Genomic DNA, 16,297 nt, shown 5'->3' on the forward strand with positions numbered 1-16,297 from the left:
ATCTAAAATCAGTTTAAATAAAGATAACTTTTAAACGGTCAATAGTTCTTCAAATGAAATTAGACAGAAAAGAAATCCTCAAAGCACTCGAAACCATTACGATTGCAGGAGAAGGAAAAAATATGGTTGAAAGTGGGGCAGTAGTGAAAGTACTCACGTTCGGCGATGAAGTTGTAGTCGAATTGGTCCTACACACACCCGCGATGCACATCAAAAAACGCGCGGAAGACGACATCAGAAAAACGATACACGATTTGGTTTCACCCGAAGCCAAAGTCAAAGTCAATATCAAAGTCGAAACACCCGAGAAAAACGAAATCAAAGGAAAATCGATTCCCGGAATCAAAAACATCATTGCTGTTGCTTCAGGAAAAGGCGGCGTTGGGAAATCTACGGTTACTGCAAATCTAGCCGTAACCCTAGCCAAAATGGGATTCGCAGTTGGCGTTCTTGATGCCGATATCTACGGACCATCGATGCCCATTATGTTTGATGTTGAATCGGAAAAACCAATTTCAATCACCGTCGACGGTCGTTCCAAAATGAAACCCATCGAAAGCTACGAAGTTAAAATTCTATCGATTGGATTCTTCACTGCGCCAAGTCAAGCCGTTATCTGGCGAGGCCCTATGGCTTCGAAAGCTTTAAACCAAATGATATTCGACGCCGATTGGGGCGAACTCGATTTCATGCTAATTGATTTACCACCGGGAACAGGCGACATCCACTTATCGATCATGCAATCTTTACCGATTACAGGAGCCGTTGTTGTCAGCACACCACAAGCCGTGGCACTAGCCGATGCCAAAAAAGGCGTATCGATGTTTTTATCCGAAAGCATCAATGTTCCCGTATTGGGAATCGTCGAAAACATGGCGTATTTCACACCAGAAGAATTGCCAAACAACAAATATTATATTTTCGGAAACGGTGGCGCACGCAACCTCGCAGAAGATTTACAAGTACCGTTTTTAGGCGAAGTGCCAATAGTGCAAAGCATCCGAGAAGCAGGCGATTTTGGTCGACCAGCCGCCATGCAAACCGCATCAGTGATTGAAAAAGTATTCGAAGAAATCACCAGAAATATCGTGCAAGAAGTAGTCAGCAGAAACGAAAGCTTGCCGCCAACAGAAGCGATTAAAATCACGACAATGGCGGGTTGTTCTGCAGTAAAAAAATAGATTGTAAGACTGTAAGATTTTAAGATTTGTTCTGACTATCTTGAAATCTTACAGTCTCACAGTCCTAAAATTTAAAAAACCTAAAAATGACCACAGAAGAATTAACCATCAACGTAGAAAAAGCCCTCGAGGAAATTCGCCCTTTTCTGAATTCCGACGGCGGCGACATCACCTTGATTTCTATAGAAGCAGACAAACACGTCACCGTACGTCTCGAAGGCGCGTGCACGAGTTGTAGTGTCAATCAAATGACTTTGCGCGCGGGCGTAGAAACGACCATCAAGAAGTTCGCACCGCAAATCGAGACGGTTGTTAATATTGCTTAATGTATGGGCGTGCCCACAAGGGCCGGGCTTTCCACTAAATCTTTTGCGTCGAACGCCGACACAAAAGGATACCGTTCCAATCCCTCACGCGATATCGCATACCATAGTAATTTCGTCTAAAAATGATAATTATCAGTTCACGCAAGTTCTGCTTTTCTGACCTTTGTGCCTCAGCAACTCAGTAACTCAGCAACTCAGTAACTCAAAAAGAATGATTAAAACAGATATACTCATCATCGGCGCCGGTCCAACCGGACTTTTCACCGTTTTCGAAGCCGGGCTTTTAAAACTAAAATGCCACATCATCGATGCTTTGCCACAAATCGGCGGGCAACTTTCAGAACTCTATCCCAAAAAACCCATTTTCGATATTCCCGGATTTCCCGAAGTATTAGCAGGCGATTTGGTTGATAATCTGATGGAACAAATCAAACAATTCCAACCCGGATTTACATTGGGCGAACGCGCTGAAACTATACAGAAATTAGAAGACGGAACGTTCATCGTAATCACTGATAAAGGCACAAAACACCACGCCAATTCCATAGCCATTGCCGGTGGATTGGGTAGTTTTGAACCCAGAAAACCACTCATTGAAGACATCGAATTCTACGAAGGCAAAGGTGTCAAATACTTCATCAAAAACCCTGAGAAATTCCGCGACAAAAGAGTCGTGATTTCAGGTGGTGGCGACTCAGCTTTAGACTGGAGCATTTTCCTGTCAAACATAGCTTCAGAAGTAACTTTAATACACCGACGTAACGAATTTCGTGGCGCTTTAGATTCGGTTGAAAAAGTACAAGAATTAAAAAATCTAGGAAAAATAAAACTGATTACACCCGCAGAAGTGGTTGGACTCAACGGTTCTGAACACCTTGAGTCTGTTGACTTACAAGATGATAAAGGAGCCCATAGAAAAATAGAAACCGATTATTTCATTCCGCTTTTTGGACTCACACCCAAATTAGGGCCAATTGCTGATTGGGGTTTAGAAATCGAGAAAAATGCGATAAAAGTCAACAATGCACTCGATTACCAAACTAATATTCCAGGAATATACGCGATTGGCGATGTCAATACATATCCCGGAAAACTCAAACTGATTTTGTGCGGATTCCATGAAGCGACTTTAATGTGTCAAAGCGTGTATCAAAGAATGAATCCCGGAAAAAAATACGTGATGAAATACACTACAGTTTCGGGTGTTGACGGTTTTGACGGTACGAGAAAAGAAGCAGAGAAAGCCGTTATAAAATCGATTGATTAAAATGAAATTAGACCATCCGGAATTAGTCGATTTGCTCAGGAAAGCCTATTCTGCAGAAAAAGCGGCATCTTTCGCTTATCAAGGTCACGCCGCTTCGGTTAAGGATGAAAATGAAAAAACAGCCATCCACCAAATTGAAATGGATGAATGGTTGCACCGGAAGGAAGTACTTCAAATAATGAACGATTTTGATATTGCTGTTTCCAAATGGTATGAATTGAAGTTTCATATAATTGGAAAAACAATTTCTTTAAGCTGTCACATCATCGGTTGGTTTATGCCTTTTTATTTTGCAGGCCGTCTTGAAAGTGGTAATGTCTGTGAATATTTCAGAATGAAGCATTTCTTCAATGCACTAGGTATTACCAAATACGATCAGGTTCTATATGATATGGGTATGAAGGAAAAAGAACATGAAGTTTATTTCCTTGAAAAAATTAAAGACAACAAACTGCTGCCGTTTTTCGAGAAAGTGTTTTCGTGGGGCGGCGGTCAAGGATTCAACAACATCGACCTCGATAAGAAGTATCCGTTGGAAAATTCCGACCATTACTGTAAAAATAATCAGATTTAAAATGGACGTTTTAATAAAAATCACCGACCGAGAAGGCATCACCCACAAAGTAGATGCTCCAACCGACATGAACATGAACATCATGGAACTTGTGCGCGCCTTCGAACTCGCACCCGAAGGAACCATCGGAATTTGTGGCGGCATGGCCATGTGCGCTTCTTGCCAATGCTATATTCTGAACGATGTGGTATTGCCCGAAAAAGGCGATGACGAAGAAGCCATGTTATCAGAAGCTTTTCATGTGAAGTCTAACAGCCGATTGGGTTGCCAAATTCATATTACAGAAAACCTAGAAGGACTCGAAATAGCACTTGCACCTGAAGCATAAAAAAAGAAAAGAAATTCTCGTGTTTTAATTGGTGAGTATAACTCTAGCTTTGGGGAAAATGCGTTCCACAAATTTTGCATACGCCAAACCCGATGGATGCAAACCATCGGAAGCTACGAGTTCAGGATGCATCAAGCCTTGTTGTGTAATATCCGTAATATCGACAAACTCAATTTGGTTTCTATTGCAATATTCTTGAGCAAAAGTATTGTATTGTGCAATTTCCGAAGAGATACTCTCAGCGCCATGCCCATAAGGTGTAAACGCATAATCCGGAATCGAAACCACGATCACATTGGTTTTATCGCCTTTGGCTAAAGCAACCGCCTTATCAACCAATTGTGGGAATTCCTGCTCATATAAAGCGAAAGGCTTGTGTTGGTATTGGTTGTTGACGCCAATTAGTAGGGTTACCAAATCATAATCACTAGTTGGGTTTTGCGTGTTGATGGCATTGATTAAATTCGTGGTTGTCCAACCGGTTGTAGCTATAATTTTTAAAGAAAAACTGTCGTTAGGAAAGGTTCGATGTATACCGGATTTTAATTGTTCCGGAAATCGACATGTATCGCAAACGTTTTGCCCGATAGTATAACTGTCGCCCAAAGCCAAATACTTTAATTGTTTTGGAGCGCTATTTAGGTTGTTATAATAGGGTAAGGTTTGCTCTTGACTGCAATTGCAAAACAACAGCAGGCTATATAAAGCGAACAATATTTTCGGGAACCATTTCATAAGCTGCTTTTTTTATTAACAGTTACGAGAATGCTGCACTAGTGGTTTTACGCCATAGTTACATTCATCATAATCTTTTCTTCAATAGCATCCCAAAGACCAACGCGTTTTTCTAAAGCAAGGATAGAGGTTTCGGTTACTTCTTGCCATTTTACGGCGTCATCTCCGCAAAGCTCGGTAATCATTTGCATTGCCATTGGACCGTGTTCGTCGGCATCGAGTTCGATGTGTCTTTCAAAATAATAAATGAGTTGGCGTAAATCGGTTTCGGGAAAATGCTTCTCAAAATTTCTGAGAATTTCAGTAAACATGGCCGGAATTAAATCTTCTCTACCAAACGTAAAGGCTGCTGCAATTTTATGCGATTTGCCTTCTTCAATGGTTCTAAATGTAAAATCTAAAAAAGCTTTCACATTTGGATGTAAATGACTTTGCTTGATGGCAACGAATATGTTTTGTAGTGAAAAGACATTCGCTATAAATTTTTCAATTTCTTGAGTATTGGCGCCACACGATTGCATCGCATTGATATACATTTCAAAATGACTTTGGCGTTTTCCATCTAAAGTCAAATCGCTTTCTTCAGCCAAAACAATTTCATTAATCAAATAACGCATTTCCGAATTTGGAGTCGCAAACCAAGGCGTTGTTGTACAAGTGAGTTTCGATTGCAGTGCTTTGAGCAGCGACATAAAATCCCAAACGGCATACACGTGCGTTTCTAAAAAGCCATGCAAATCTTCTAAAGTCTGCACTTTTTGATACAACGAATGCTGCAGCAATTGTTCTTTTTGAGTTTGAATACTATCGTTGATGGTTTGAATGGTCATAGCAATTTTTTTGTAAAAGTAAAAAAGCTTCCTGTTTCCAAGAAGCTTTTGTATTGAATTTATCGATACTTTAATAGTTTTTGACTCCTATTTAAAAGCCGGAATACCCGTAATATCCGCACCCGTAATGAGCAAGTGAATGTCATGTGTTCCTTCATAAGTAATCACCGATTCTAAGTTCATACTGTGACGCATGATTGAATATTCACCCGTAATGCCCATGCCGCCTAAAATCTGACGTGCTTCACGAGCGATATGAATCGCCATATCGACGTTGTTTCTTTTCGCCATCGAGATTTGTGCTGTAGTAGCTTTACCTTCATTTCTCAAAACACCCAAACGCCAAGTTAGCAATTGAGCTTTGGTGATTTCAGTAATCATTTCCGCTAATTTTTTCTGTTGCAATTGGAACGAAGCAATCGGTTTGTCGAACTGAATTCTTTCTTTCGCATAACGTAAAGCCGTGTCATAGCAATCCATTGCAGCACCGATAGCGCCCCAAGCGATTCCGTAACGCGCCGAATCCAAACATTGCATCGGAGCACCCAAACCGGATTTACCAGGCATTAAATTTTCTTTCGGAACTTTTACGTTATTGAAAACCAATTCACCCGTAGCCGAAGCACGAAGCGACCATTTGTTGTGTGTTTCCGGCGTTGTAAAACCTTCCATACCACGTTCTACGATAAGCCCGTGAATTCTTCCTTCTTCGTTTTTTGCCCAAACCACAGCAATGTCTGCGAAGGGTGCATTCGAAATCCACATTTTGGCGCCGTTCAATAAATAGTGGTCGCCCATATCTTTAAAATTCGTAGTCATGCCACTTGGATTGGAACCGTGATCCGGCTCCGTCAAACCAAAGCAACCCATGAATTCTCCTGTAGCTAATTTTGGTAAATATTTTTGGCGTTGTTCTTCGGTTCCGAATTTCCAAATTGGGTACATCACCAAAGACGATTGCACTGATGACGTAGAACGAACACCAGAATCACCGCGTTCAATTTCTTGCATGATCAATCCGTAAGAGATTTGGTCTAAACCGGCACCGCCATATTCCTCGGGAATGTAAGGTCCAAAACCACCAATTTCGCCCAAACCTTTAATGATTTGTTTCGGAAATTCGGCACGTTGTGCATAGTCTTCAATGATCGGAGAAACTTCGCGTTTCACCCAAGCACGAGCGGAATCACGCACTAATTTATGTTCTTCGGTGAGTAAATCATCCAACAAATAATAATCTGGAGCTTGAAATAAATCTGGTCGCATAATGTTTAATTTGGTTTACGAAAACGTTTGCAAATTTAAGGAAACATTTTCGAGAAAACAGCTAAGAATGGTTATAATTTTTTCGCGGCTTTGCGTCTTTGCGAGCCATAAAATAATTTCTCGCGAAGCCGCAAAGCCGCAAAGTTTGAAATGATTTAATTGTTTTTTTGATTTAATTTTTTAGGAGCCGGGAACCTGCTATCATTCCAATCTTTTGTGTCGAAAATGACACAAAAGGATTTTCCCTTCTATCAGGGCTAGGGCTACATTTTCAAATAGAAATCCTTCGTAAGGCTGATGTATTCCGGAGTATAGACGTGTCTTTCAGTTTCAATCACGAGTTCGTCTGTGGGAATATCAACGATTTCATGTCTGCTAAAAGCCAATAAACTTCTTTTGATTTCTGTTGTCGTCGTTCCTTTAACACGCGTAATTTTAATGGGAAATAAATCAAAGTCTTCTGCCAAAGCAATCAATTTGGCTTCTTCTTTATAAGGTATAATGACGGCAAAAACACCGTTTTCTGAAAGCAACAAATCGGAGGCTTCTACCAAATCTTCAAAAGGCATGGCGTCTTGAAACCTTGCTAAATCGCGTTGTTCGTTTTCGGGTTTAAAATCTTCGGAATAAAACGGTGGATTAGAAACAATCAAGTCGTACTCGTCTTCTGGTTCTTCGATGAATTCGTCGAGTTCGGCATGAAAACAAAACAGTCGCCCGCTCCAAGGGGAATTTTCGAAATTATCTACAGCTTGTTCGTAAGCATCTTCGTCGATTTCTAGTGCGTCGATTTGTTCGGCTGCCGTTCTTTGGGCCAACATCATCGCGATGATTCCGGTTCCGGTTCCGATATCGAGGATAGAAAATGGGTTGTGATTTACCGGTGCCCATGCGCCGAGCAAGACGCCGTCGGTGCCGATTTTCATGGCGGTTTTGTCTTGGTTGATGGAGAATTGTTTGAATTGGAACAAGATTGGTAGATTTTAAGATTATTAGACTGTAAGACTGTAAGACTGTAAGACTGTAAGATTTTGGGATTTGTGTGTTAATGGAATTGGGTGTCTAGCCCTGATGGTAGTGGAAATCCTTTTGTGTCAGTGTTTGGCGCAAAAGATTGTATCGGACAGCAGGTTCCCGGCTTCTTATTACACTACGTTCCATACAATTCGGCCGCATTGCGCCTCGGGTCTTAAGGTCTTATAGTCTTGAAATCTTACAATCTCCTAAAGATACATCTCGATCAATCCTTCGGGCAAATCCATGATAACTTTTTTGTTGTCGCGGTCGATTTTGACAAGGAAATGATCAATCATTGGGACTAATATTTCTACTTCGCCGTTGAGCACTTCGAACAAAGGTTGTGCTGTACTGTCATTGACTGCAACGATTTTTCCGAAAACGCCGAGACGTTGGTCTTCAATTTCGAAACCGATGACTTCGTGGAAATAGAATTTGTTGCCTGTGAGTTTCGGCAGCATTTTTAAGGGCAGATAAACAGCGCTTCCCAACATTCGGTCGGCTTCTTCTTCGTTTTTGACATCTTCGAAACGCACGCGTAGGAAATCGTTTTTGTGCAGGGAACTGTTTTCAATAAAAAATGGAACCAGATTGTTGTTGAATTCAACAAACACTGATTCCATGTTTTCATATAATTCGGGTTCATCTGTGTCTAAATAGATTAGCACTTCACCCTTGAAACTGAATTTTTTTGCGATTTTACCTAAATAGAAACAATCTTCTTTACGCATTATCGCTTGTCAATTAAGCTTCTGTTTCTTCGCTTGCTTCTTCAGCAGCTGGAGCTTCTTCTGTAGTTTCTGCAACCGGAGCTTCTTCAACTTCAGCAACAACTTCTTCAGCAGCAGGAGCTTCTGGAGTTTCCACTTCAGCAACTGGAGCTTCTTCTACTACTTCTTCTGTTGCAACTTCAGCTACAGGAGCATCAGCAACCACTTCGTCAGCAACCACTTCTTCTGTAGTTTCTTCAACAGCAGCTTCTTCAACAGCAGCTTCAGCTTGTGCAGCTACAGCGATACGTTTTTCGTTAGCTACTTTTTCAGCTTTTAAAGCTTTGGTTCTAGCATCAGCTTGCGCTTTTGATAAACCATCTTTTTTAGCATCTACTTTACCTGCTTTTGATTCTAACCAAGCCGCTAATTTAGCATCTGCTTGCTCTTGAGTTAAAGCACCTTTACGAACGCCACCATCAAGGTGATGTTTCAATAACGCTCCTTTGTAAGAAAGAATTGCTCTTGCTGTATCGGTTGGTTGAGCACCATTGTGCAACCATTGTACTGCGCTATCCAAGTTTAAATCGATAGTTGCAGGATTGGTGTTTGGATTGTAAGTACCGATTTTCTCTAAGTATTTACCGTCTCTTTTTGAGCGAGCATCTGCCGCTACAACCCAGTAAAAAGGTTTCCCTTTTTTACCATGTCTTTGTAATCTAATTTTTACTGACATAATCGTATGATTAAATTTTGAGGTACTCGACCTCGGTTAATTAAGGGCGCAAAGATACAGTTTAATTTGAAAAATACTAATGCTAAGGTTGTTTTTTAAAAAAGAAAAATCAAATAAAAATTTGAAGCAAACTGTTAAACTATTTTTTTTTCAAATTTTAATTAGAAAATATGTTTTAAAAAGCTATTTTTGTTTCTCAAAATTGGAAAAGTAATGAAAAGATTTCTTTGTTTTATAATTATTGCTTCGACTTTAATTTCGTGTGGAGAAGACATCAGCAATGATAATACAGGTGTTTTTAGAGGTGTTAAAGACAATGGTTTGTGGGAAGGTGGCAATGCTAAGGCTACTATTGGAGTAGGCAGTAAGTTGACTATACAGGCGGTTACTTTAACAGAAATTATGTCATTAAAAATTCCAATTCCACCGGCTACAATAGATCCAAGAAACCCAGCAACATTTGTGACTTACATTCTTGGTACAAGCACTACGAAAAAAGCATCTTATGTTTTAACGGCTAACGATACTCAATATGTTTATGAAACAGGCATCGGAGTGGGCGATGGAGAAGTAGTGATTTCGCAATATGATGGTTCTAGTATTTCGGGAACTTTTCGATTTAATGCTTTAAATGCTGATCCGAACTCAGAAGGACAACCTTTGGTTAATTTGCAAGATGGTGTTTTTTATAAAGTACCTGTAGTTTTACCTTAAAATCTGTTATTAAAAATAAATGAAGCCGTTTCAACAAAATTTGAGACGGCTTTTTTGTTTTATGAAAATACGTTTTGAAGCAAAGTTTTAATGATAACCACAAAAAAAGCCCTTCTTTTCAGAAGAGCTTTTTGTGCGGATAATAGTTATAGAACCTAACATTAGTCTAAATTAATTAAAATTAAAAAATCCTCATTTTATAGTACTTAACAAGCATTTATTTGAAATTTAATCATATTTAATTCTGTTGAATTAAGCTTAATTAATAAATTTAGGGGAATAATAGGGGAATTAAAAAATAGTTTTATATTTGAGAAAATATGAAATCATGGCTACCGGTAAATTTAGAATTAAGACAACCAACGATTGGAATACTATCTTTTACAGATTTAAACATAGTAATCAATTTGATATAGAATGTTCAACAGGAATTCAAATTCCCAACAAACGTTGGAGCGATTCTAAGCAAGAAGTTTTATCTACAAATGATGTTAACTATACTGACATTAATTCTAGGTTGAAAGGGCTTGATTCATCGATTAGAAAGGAATATGAAAATTCAAAACTTAAATCGGAAACAATAAATACAAGTTGGCTCAAAGAAAAGATTAATATCTATTTCAATCGGGAAACTAAAAACGTCGATGTTGACGCAATTATCTTTTTATCAAATTACATTGTTGCATTTATTGAAGAAGCAAAAACTAAGAAAACAAGAAATAACACTCTAATTAAACACAGAACGATTCAACATTACACCACAACTTTAAATAAAATATTGGCTTTCGAAACTCATACTAGAAGTAAATTAAAACTTGTGGATTTAAGCTTAAATTTTCATACCAAATTCATTGAGTTTTTAGAAACAGAACAAAAGCTTAACCCAAACACTATTGGCGGTTATGTTGATGATTTAAAATTGTTTTGCAATAATGCTGACAAAAAAGGAATTGCAATTTCTAAGGAATTTAAACTTTCCGAATTTTATACACCATCAAATAAAACCAAAGACATTTATTTGAATGAAAAAGAGATTAATCAAATATATAATGCTGTCTTTGAGCAAGATTATTTAGACAATGCAAGAGATTGGTTTATTATAGGTTTAAGAACTGGATTTAGAGTTTCAGATTTTCTAAAACTTACCCCAAAAAACCTTATTGATGGTTTCATTGAAAAGCAAACTTTAAAAACTGACTTTCCGGTAATTATCCCAATTCACGATCAAGTGAAAGCTATATTAGAAAAAAGGAATGGAGATTTTCCTAGAAAAATCAGCGACCAAAAGTTTAATGACTATATCAAAATTATTTGCAAAGAAATAGAACTGAATGAAATGGTAGATGGTGCTAAAATTGCACCGATTAAGTTAAAAGAGAATGGGAAGGAGGTAATACATCGTAAAAAGTTTGACAAATTTCCTAAACACGAATTGGTTACTTCTCATATTTGTAGACGATCATTTGCTACAAATTTATATGGTAAAATAGATACTTTAACAATAATGAAAATTACTGGTCATAAAACAGAAAGTCAATTTTTGGCTTATATAAAAATTACTCCTAGAGAGTATGCGGAGAAGTTAAAAACTTATTGGAAGAATGCCCAAATTGCATGAAATTGACTATCAGAAACCTAAAAAACAAAGGTTTTACAAATAAAATGTTTAAAATAGAACAGTAATTAAAATGAAAAATCTACGCTAGTATTTGCTCAACCTTACTTAATGCTTCTCTAAAATTTAATGCTTTAGATTTTGAATTAACATAACCATCTGTTGCATCATCAATTAATTTATTGATATAAAATATACCGGTATCCGATTTGGCAGTTTCCAATTTTGCTTTTATCTCTATTAATTTCGCAAAAGTTTTTTTATAGCCTTCAGTAGATTTTGAAAGATTTGAAACATATGTTGTAAGGAATGAGCTAAGTCCACTAAAACCAATATGACCCCTATCTTCAAGATAAATTATTTTAAACAGTTTTTCTAAAATATTATAGTCCGCAATAGTGTTGTAATGTGTATATGAGTTTTCTTTTAAGGATGGTATTGATTTTTGATTAAGAAATGAAAATAAATATTTTAAAGCATTCAAAGAATTTAGTTCGAACAAAATCGCAAGTGCATTGGAATAATAATAATTTTTTTCTGGGTCAATTTCCGCTTCTAGAAATTCTATTGCTTTTTTAATACAGAATTCGGGTTCTAGTTTAAAATCCATCATTATTTTTAAAGCAGACCAGCAGTGATGAGATTTAGCATCTACACAGCAATCTTTCAACAAATAAATATCATTTGTTAATTGATAAAGTTGTTCAAGTTTCTTGTCAATATTAAAACTATGACTAGCACTAAACAGATACTGCCTAATTTTATCGAATGTTGCAACAAGGTTATTATCTAACGCATATTGAATATGTTTTGATAAAGTAATATAGGTTAAATCCCGGTTCAATAAGTTATAAATTATTCTTTCATCAAACTGTTTTTTATCACTTATTCTTTTCGAAAGTTTTTGAAAGTTTTTATCTTCATCACTCGACTTCTCCACATCAAAAAACTCCATCGAGTTTAGATAAAATTCCTGAGACAATTCGAAATTTAATTTATGCATAAAGAACAGTACCAACTTCAATTTTTCATAATCTTCAAGTATGACGAAATGATTACCTTTAGATTGCATTATTTTATCAAATCTGATTTTTTGAGAAACTTTCGTACACCATAACTGTATAAATTCCTTTTGATTCTCTCTAACCACAAATCTATCTCCCGAATTTTTTAAGCCCTCAACTTGTGATTTAATTTTAGAGATGATTACTAATGGGTTTTTCAATATTTTCTTAACTTCATTGTAGTCTAAAGAATCCTTTATATCATAAATTATCCTGCTAAGAACTGTATAAGACATGTCGATTGTACTCCCATGTCCATTGTTGTCGTACCACTTCATATCGATGGTTCTGATTTTCTTTTCATCAATCAGTTCGCCATTTTCATCAAATATTTTTTTAATTTTTGACAACAATTTTCTTTTATTAAAAAGCAAGTCGAAATTTTCTTGTGCTTTATTATCACTTTTAGCTTTGACCACCGCAAATTCTTTTTCAAATAAGAATTGATGGTTAAAGGTAAAGCCTGCCTCAATCATAGTGTTATTAAATTTACCAGCCAACTCCCGATTACCATGATTGGCAATAACATTTCTGTAAAAATCCAAATCCTTACTTTCGATTGAACCGTCTTTGAAATTTTCAATAACAATATCAATGGTTTTTTCATTTGTAATCGATGCAAGGAAATAGCCGACGTTATTAGACGTAAAGTTTTTAATTAAATATTGAAACGCAGCAATTTGAGATTCTGGTTTACTTTTTAAAATCAATGTCCGTAGATAATTTTCCCGTAGATGGTATTTTGTTTTATCTTCAAAAGAAGATAATAAATCTACCAAAAAGCCTTCTTCAGAATTATCAAAATGCAAACACTTCTCTATTATTTCTTCTGCAAATTTGTTGTCACTAAAGTTATTTGTGTTTTCATCAAAATAGTACTTCGCAAATTCAATAAAATGTGCAGAAGATTTGAATCTTATGATTATTTGCTCGAGAGTCCAACTGTTTCCTCTCATCACATCATCTACTATATCTCTTGGTATAATTTTTTTATCACGTAAAAATTCATCTTTGACATACCAAAAGAAATCATCAATGGGTTCGTGTTTTTCAATTAAAGAAAGTAATGCTTTATTAATTTGTTTACTGGTTTCTTTTTTGAATAGCTCAAATATTTTTTCTAAATACTTGTTGTCGCTTTCGCAAAGTTTTTGATCGTATATAAAATCTAGAATATGCGATTTTATATCTTCTGTTGTACTTTTTAACAACCCAAATAAATCATTTTTTAATTTTTCCTTTTTGGAAGTCGGAATAGTAAAATGGCCAAGCAAATCTAAAGCAGAAATTCTTACGCGAAAATGACTTGTATTATCATTAATTATTGTGTTTAAATAATCGAAATTTTCTTCGCAATTGCCAAATTCAGCAATTTCCTTTACGCTTGAAACTTTACTATTATTAATCCAATAGGTCTTTTCAATGCATTCTGATTGGAAATATCCCTGAAAAACTTTTACCCTAAAATTGCTAATCCTGTTTTTGTCTGCTTTAAAGAGGAGTTCCGGCTGATTGTCAATGAACCATTGAACCAAAGAATCATACTTTGCATCACTCAAAATATTAATTAAAAAGGTAACTGTATTGAATAGAGAAGGGTGCGTTTTATCAGTCCCATCGATGAGGATAAATTTTTTTATTTCTTCAAAATCAAGACTAGATATTAATTCCGCAGCAAAATACTCTTGAATATTTCTATGCTCAAAAAAATAGTTTTCCAGACCCGGCTTTTTATCTATTAAGGGATTCTTTTTAAATTCATTAAAGTCACTTGTGTTGTCTTTAATCGAACAAAATAAATTGTCTTCCGTTATTATATTGCTTTTCATTAACTCATTAATAAGGGAAATTTTTTTGGAGAATTTTTTTATTAATGGAGTATTCAACTCAACTTTTTTCAGCTTATCATTTTTATCATGCGTCAATCTTGTGTTGATGTATGTTTCCCAAAGCTCAAAAGTATTAAGTGGTGTTTTTTTATATTGGTTAATATAATTTGCTAATATCTCAACCTGAAATGGAGTTTTTAAAAAATCATAAAGCATTTCATTAAAGCTAAGACTGTCAATTATAGACCCGCATTTATATGTCAATAATTTTAAACTTTTATAACGAGACAAATCTTTTAAATAATATTTTTTAAATCCTTTGATATCCTTGACAATACTTTCATAAACATTAGTCCTGCAACTTATTATGCATTTATATTTATCAGAATTATCTTCTTTGCTTAAAAAAACGACCAACTTAGATTTAAAATACTCAATATCTGCTATCTCATCGATACCATCAAGTATTAGTAATACATTGCTTAACTCATCGATTTGGGGTGGCAAATAATCTTCTATTGTATCTGTATTTGTAAAATCCCTCAAGTTTCTAAATATTGGAACAGAGCCTTGAACTTCTCCTGTTTTCCAATTTTTTAAAGCAAATGTCATGAGTTCTGTCGTTTTTCCTGTGCCGGGATTACCCAAGAGAAATATTTTACTTTCTTTTTCAAGAATTTTAATAAGCTCATTTGCCCTTTTATCTTCATCCCATAAGAAAGTATATCCGTCTGTTTTATCTTCTGAGAATTCTCTTTCGATTAAGTTGTCAGTTAACTTAATATCCCCAAGATAATTCGACTTGTCCTTCTCGGATATTAAAACTTTTTTAAATGGTTTTCTGGATAAAATTATACTCTTAAACCGCTCTATTTCTTTTTCCTCATCAACAGCAAAATCTACATCTTTTCCATATAGTTGTTTATAAAAGGAGTTGTTTAAAGCAAATAGTTCTTTGATACCATTTGACAGGTCTAATTGGTAATAACTGAATTTAAATTTTTCGCTTAATGTTGGAGATAATTTCTCTGAATTATCATCATTTGAAAAATTAGATCTAGGGTTGATGGCTATAAATAAATCATTTCTATCCAACGTATAATTTGACTCTAAGTTTAAGCCCTTTTTTAATATGTTACCAATCGCCACATCAGACTTATAATTTTTACATTCTATAAAAATTCTACTCTCATTGTAATCTTTAGAAATCATTATTAAGATATCAAATCCATTTTGATTTCCAGATTTCATAGGTAGTGTTTGTGTAACGGTAAAGCCAATTTTTTCAAATAACCAGACGAAAAATTCTTGGGTAATTATTTCGAAACTACTTCCTATTTGCTGACTTGTCATGGGATATAAGTGTTGTTTATCAAATGTAACTTTTAATACAATCGATTTATATTTTAATCACAAAAAATATGTGGGTGTCATTGGTATACCTCGTTTTTTAACAACCAATCATGAACCTAATTGAATTGTTTCAAGGATAATTGTTTCATGTCACACCATGAATAAAAAGATCTTATAAAATTTGACTAAATCAAAAAGTGCATTTCTCATGTTACACATTAAATAAAACAATCGTTGGAAATTGCATCAAATAAGGATTTGATTAGGATTCTCTATGGTTGAATGGTGATGTATTCCTATATGGGGAATTGACACGGCTGAAATCCTAAGTCGTAAAACTTTTTTTAAATATTAAATAATATGAAAAAGTAAAAATTTTCATGTCCGAAAAGTATCATCATGAATAAATAATTTGCCCACGTAAATATTTTATAACCAAATGAAAATATGTTGATTTTTTTCTAAAACCAACATATTTATATATAAACATAAATACTATGAAAAATAATACAAAACAAAAAAGACTAACTATGAAAACGACTAGAATTTTAAAGACGGTAATTATTCTTATAATTATAATTTATCATTATCAAAATCATGATTTTGAATCAATTGTTAAAAGTCTATTTTTCTTAATAGACGAAATTAAAATTCCAAACAAAGAAAAGGAAGAAGACAACGACAAATAACATTTTCCACCTATAACTTAGGTGTTTTTGTTATCATTAATTTTGAAACACTACCAGTTATCT

The 16,297-nt window shown here is 35.3% G+C and carries 15 protein-coding genes; 8 read left to right on the forward strand and 7 right to left on the reverse strand.

All coding sequences use genetic code 11. The annotated features are described in order from the left end of the window. Positions 1–53 precede the first annotated feature (53 nt). The 5 genes from RMO03_RS04645 to RMO03_RS04665 all read left to right on the forward strand — a co-directional run bounded on the left by RMO03_RS04645 (position 54) and on the right by RMO03_RS04665 (position 3,676). Positions 54–1,181 carry an Mrp/NBP35 family ATP-binding protein gene (locus RMO03_RS04645; protein ID WP_309640922.1) on the forward strand — a complete coding sequence of 376 codons (1,128 nt, stop codon included), beginning with the start codon at positions 54–56 and terminating at the stop codon, positions 1,179–1,181. An 86-nt stretch (positions 1,182–1,267) separates the two neighbouring features. After that, positions 1,268–1,507, forward strand: coding sequence for a NifU family protein (locus RMO03_RS04650; RefSeq protein ID WP_309640923.1), 240 nt, complete (start codon positions 1,268–1,270; stop codon positions 1,505–1,507). 211 nt (positions 1,508–1,718) lie between these two features. Next, the gene (locus tag RMO03_RS04655; RefSeq protein WP_309640924.1) at positions 1,719–2,774 is read left to right on the forward strand and encodes an NAD(P)/FAD-dependent oxidoreductase; all 1,056 of its coding nucleotides are present in this window, start codon (positions 1,719–1,721) and stop codon (positions 2,772–2,774) included. 1 nt (position 2,775) lies between these two features. Then, complete coding sequence (locus RMO03_RS04660) at positions 2,776–3,348, forward strand: ferritin-like domain-containing protein (protein ID WP_309640925.1); 573 nt, start codon at positions 2,776–2,778, stop codon at positions 3,346–3,348. Position 3,349: 1 nt separating this feature from the next. Then, a complete protein-coding gene (locus RMO03_RS04665) occupies positions 3,350–3,676 on the forward strand; it encodes a 2Fe-2S iron-sulfur cluster-binding protein (RefSeq protein ID WP_309640926.1) in 327 nt (108 codons plus the stop codon). A gap of 24 nt (positions 3,677–3,700) precedes the next feature. Here the strand turns inward: RMO03_RS04665 and RMO03_RS04670 are convergent, their stop codons facing one another. The 6 genes from RMO03_RS04670 to RMO03_RS04695 form a co-directional block, all read right to left on the reverse strand. Continuing rightward, entirely contained in the window at positions 3,701–4,411 is a 711-nt protein-coding gene (locus RMO03_RS04670) for an SGNH/GDSL hydrolase family protein (RefSeq protein ID WP_309640927.1), read from the reverse strand. 47 nt (positions 4,412–4,458) lie between these two features. Continuing rightward, complete coding sequence (locus RMO03_RS04675) at positions 4,459–5,241, reverse strand: DUF3050 domain-containing protein (RefSeq protein ID WP_309640928.1); 783 nt, start codon at positions 5,239–5,241, stop codon at positions 4,459–4,461. Positions 5,242–5,328: 87 nt separating this feature from the next. Then, a complete protein-coding gene (locus RMO03_RS04680; protein ID WP_309640929.1) occupies positions 5,329–6,507 on the reverse strand; it encodes an acyl-CoA dehydrogenase family protein in 1,179 nt (392 codons plus the stop codon). 263 nt (positions 6,508–6,770) lie between these two features. After that, entirely contained in the window at positions 6,771–7,478 is a 708-nt protein-coding gene (locus tag RMO03_RS04685; protein ID WP_309640930.1) for a methyltransferase, read from the reverse strand. A gap of 252 nt (positions 7,479–7,730) precedes the next feature. Beyond that, the gene (gene rimM / locus RMO03_RS04690; protein ID WP_309640931.1) at positions 7,731–8,255 is read right to left on the reverse strand and encodes a ribosome maturation factor RimM; all 525 of its coding nucleotides are present in this window, start codon (positions 8,253–8,255) and stop codon (positions 7,731–7,733) included. 13 nt (positions 8,256–8,268) lie between these two features. Beyond that, a complete protein-coding gene (locus RMO03_RS04695) occupies positions 8,269–8,970 on the reverse strand; it encodes a 30S ribosomal protein S16 (RefSeq protein WP_309640932.1) in 702 nt (233 codons plus the stop codon). A gap of 213 nt (positions 8,971–9,183) precedes the next feature. On the opposite strand from RMO03_RS04695, the gene RMO03_RS04700 reads away from it, so the two are divergent. Then, positions 9,184–9,684, forward strand: coding sequence for a DUF6252 family protein (locus tag RMO03_RS04700; protein WP_309640933.1), 501 nt, complete (start codon positions 9,184–9,186; stop codon positions 9,682–9,684). Between the two features lie 310 nt (positions 9,685–9,994). After that, the gene (locus RMO03_RS04705; RefSeq protein WP_309640934.1) at positions 9,995–11,302 is read left to right on the forward strand and encodes a phage integrase SAM-like domain-containing protein; all 1,308 of its coding nucleotides are present in this window, start codon (positions 9,995–9,997) and stop codon (positions 11,300–11,302) included. A gap of 79 nt (positions 11,303–11,381) precedes the next feature. Here RMO03_RS04705 and RMO03_RS04710 read toward each other — a convergent pair whose 3' ends face one another. Next, a complete protein-coding gene (locus RMO03_RS04710; RefSeq protein WP_309640935.1) occupies positions 11,382–15,545 on the reverse strand; it encodes a hypothetical protein in 4,164 nt (1,387 codons plus the stop codon). A gap of 497 nt (positions 15,546–16,042) precedes the next feature. Between RMO03_RS04710 and RMO03_RS04715 the strand changes: the two genes are divergently transcribed. Then, a complete protein-coding gene (locus tag RMO03_RS04715) occupies positions 16,043–16,234 on the forward strand; it encodes a hypothetical protein (RefSeq protein WP_309640936.1) in 192 nt (63 codons plus the stop codon). The last annotated feature ends 63 nt before the right edge of the window (positions 16,235–16,297 follow it).

It is taken from the genome of Flavobacterium sp. (assembly GCF_031411595.1).
Lineage (GTDB): Bacteria > Bacteroidota > Bacteroidia > Flavobacteriales > Flavobacteriaceae > Flavobacterium.

What these genes read in the sequence shown, in the direction of transcription:
- RMO03_RS04695 (WP_309640932.1), bottom strand. Translation starts at nt 8,970, where the DNA reads ATGTCAGTAAAAATTAGATTACAAAGACATGGTAAAAAAGGGAAACCT.
- RMO03_RS04650 (WP_309640923.1), top strand. Translation starts at nt 1,268, where the DNA reads ATGACCACAGAAGAATTAACCATCAACGTAGAAAAAGCCCTCGAGGAA.
- RMO03_RS04665 (WP_309640926.1), top strand. Translation starts at nt 3,350, where the DNA reads ATGGACGTTTTAATAAAAATCACCGACCGAGAAGGCATCACCCACAAA.
- RMO03_RS04645 (WP_309640922.1), top strand. Translation starts at nt 54, where the DNA reads ATGAAATTAGACAGAAAAGAAATCCTCAAAGCACTCGAAACCATTACG.
- RMO03_RS04670 (WP_309640927.1), bottom strand. Translation starts at nt 4,411, where the DNA reads ATGAAATGGTTCCCGAAAATATTGTTCGCTTTATATAGCCTGCTGTTG.
- RMO03_RS04660 (WP_309640925.1), top strand. Translation starts at nt 2,776, where the DNA reads ATGAAATTAGACCATCCGGAATTAGTCGATTTGCTCAGGAAAGCCTAT.
- RMO03_RS04700 (WP_309640933.1), top strand. Translation starts at nt 9,184, where the DNA reads ATGAAAAGATTTCTTTGTTTTATAATTATTGCTTCGACTTTAATTTCG.
- RMO03_RS04680 (WP_309640929.1), bottom strand. Translation starts at nt 6,507, where the DNA reads ATGCGACCAGATTTATTTCAAGCTCCAGATTATTATTTGTTGGATGAT.
- rimM (WP_309640931.1), bottom strand. Translation starts at nt 8,255, where the DNA reads ATGCGTAAAGAAGATTGTTTCTATTTAGGTAAAATCGCAAAAAAATTC.
- RMO03_RS04715 (WP_309640936.1), top strand. Translation starts at nt 16,043, where the DNA reads ATGAAAAATAATACAAAACAAAAAAGACTAACTATGAAAACGACTAGA.
- RMO03_RS04710 (WP_309640935.1), bottom strand. Translation starts at nt 15,545, where the DNA reads ATGACAAGTCAGCAAATAGGAAGTAGTTTCGAAATAATTACCCAAGAA.
- RMO03_RS04655 (WP_309640924.1), top strand. Translation starts at nt 1,719, where the DNA reads ATGATTAAAACAGATATACTCATCATCGGCGCCGGTCCAACCGGACTT.
- RMO03_RS04675 (WP_309640928.1), bottom strand. Translation starts at nt 5,241, where the DNA reads ATGACCATTCAAACCATCAACGATAGTATTCAAACTCAAAAAGAACAA.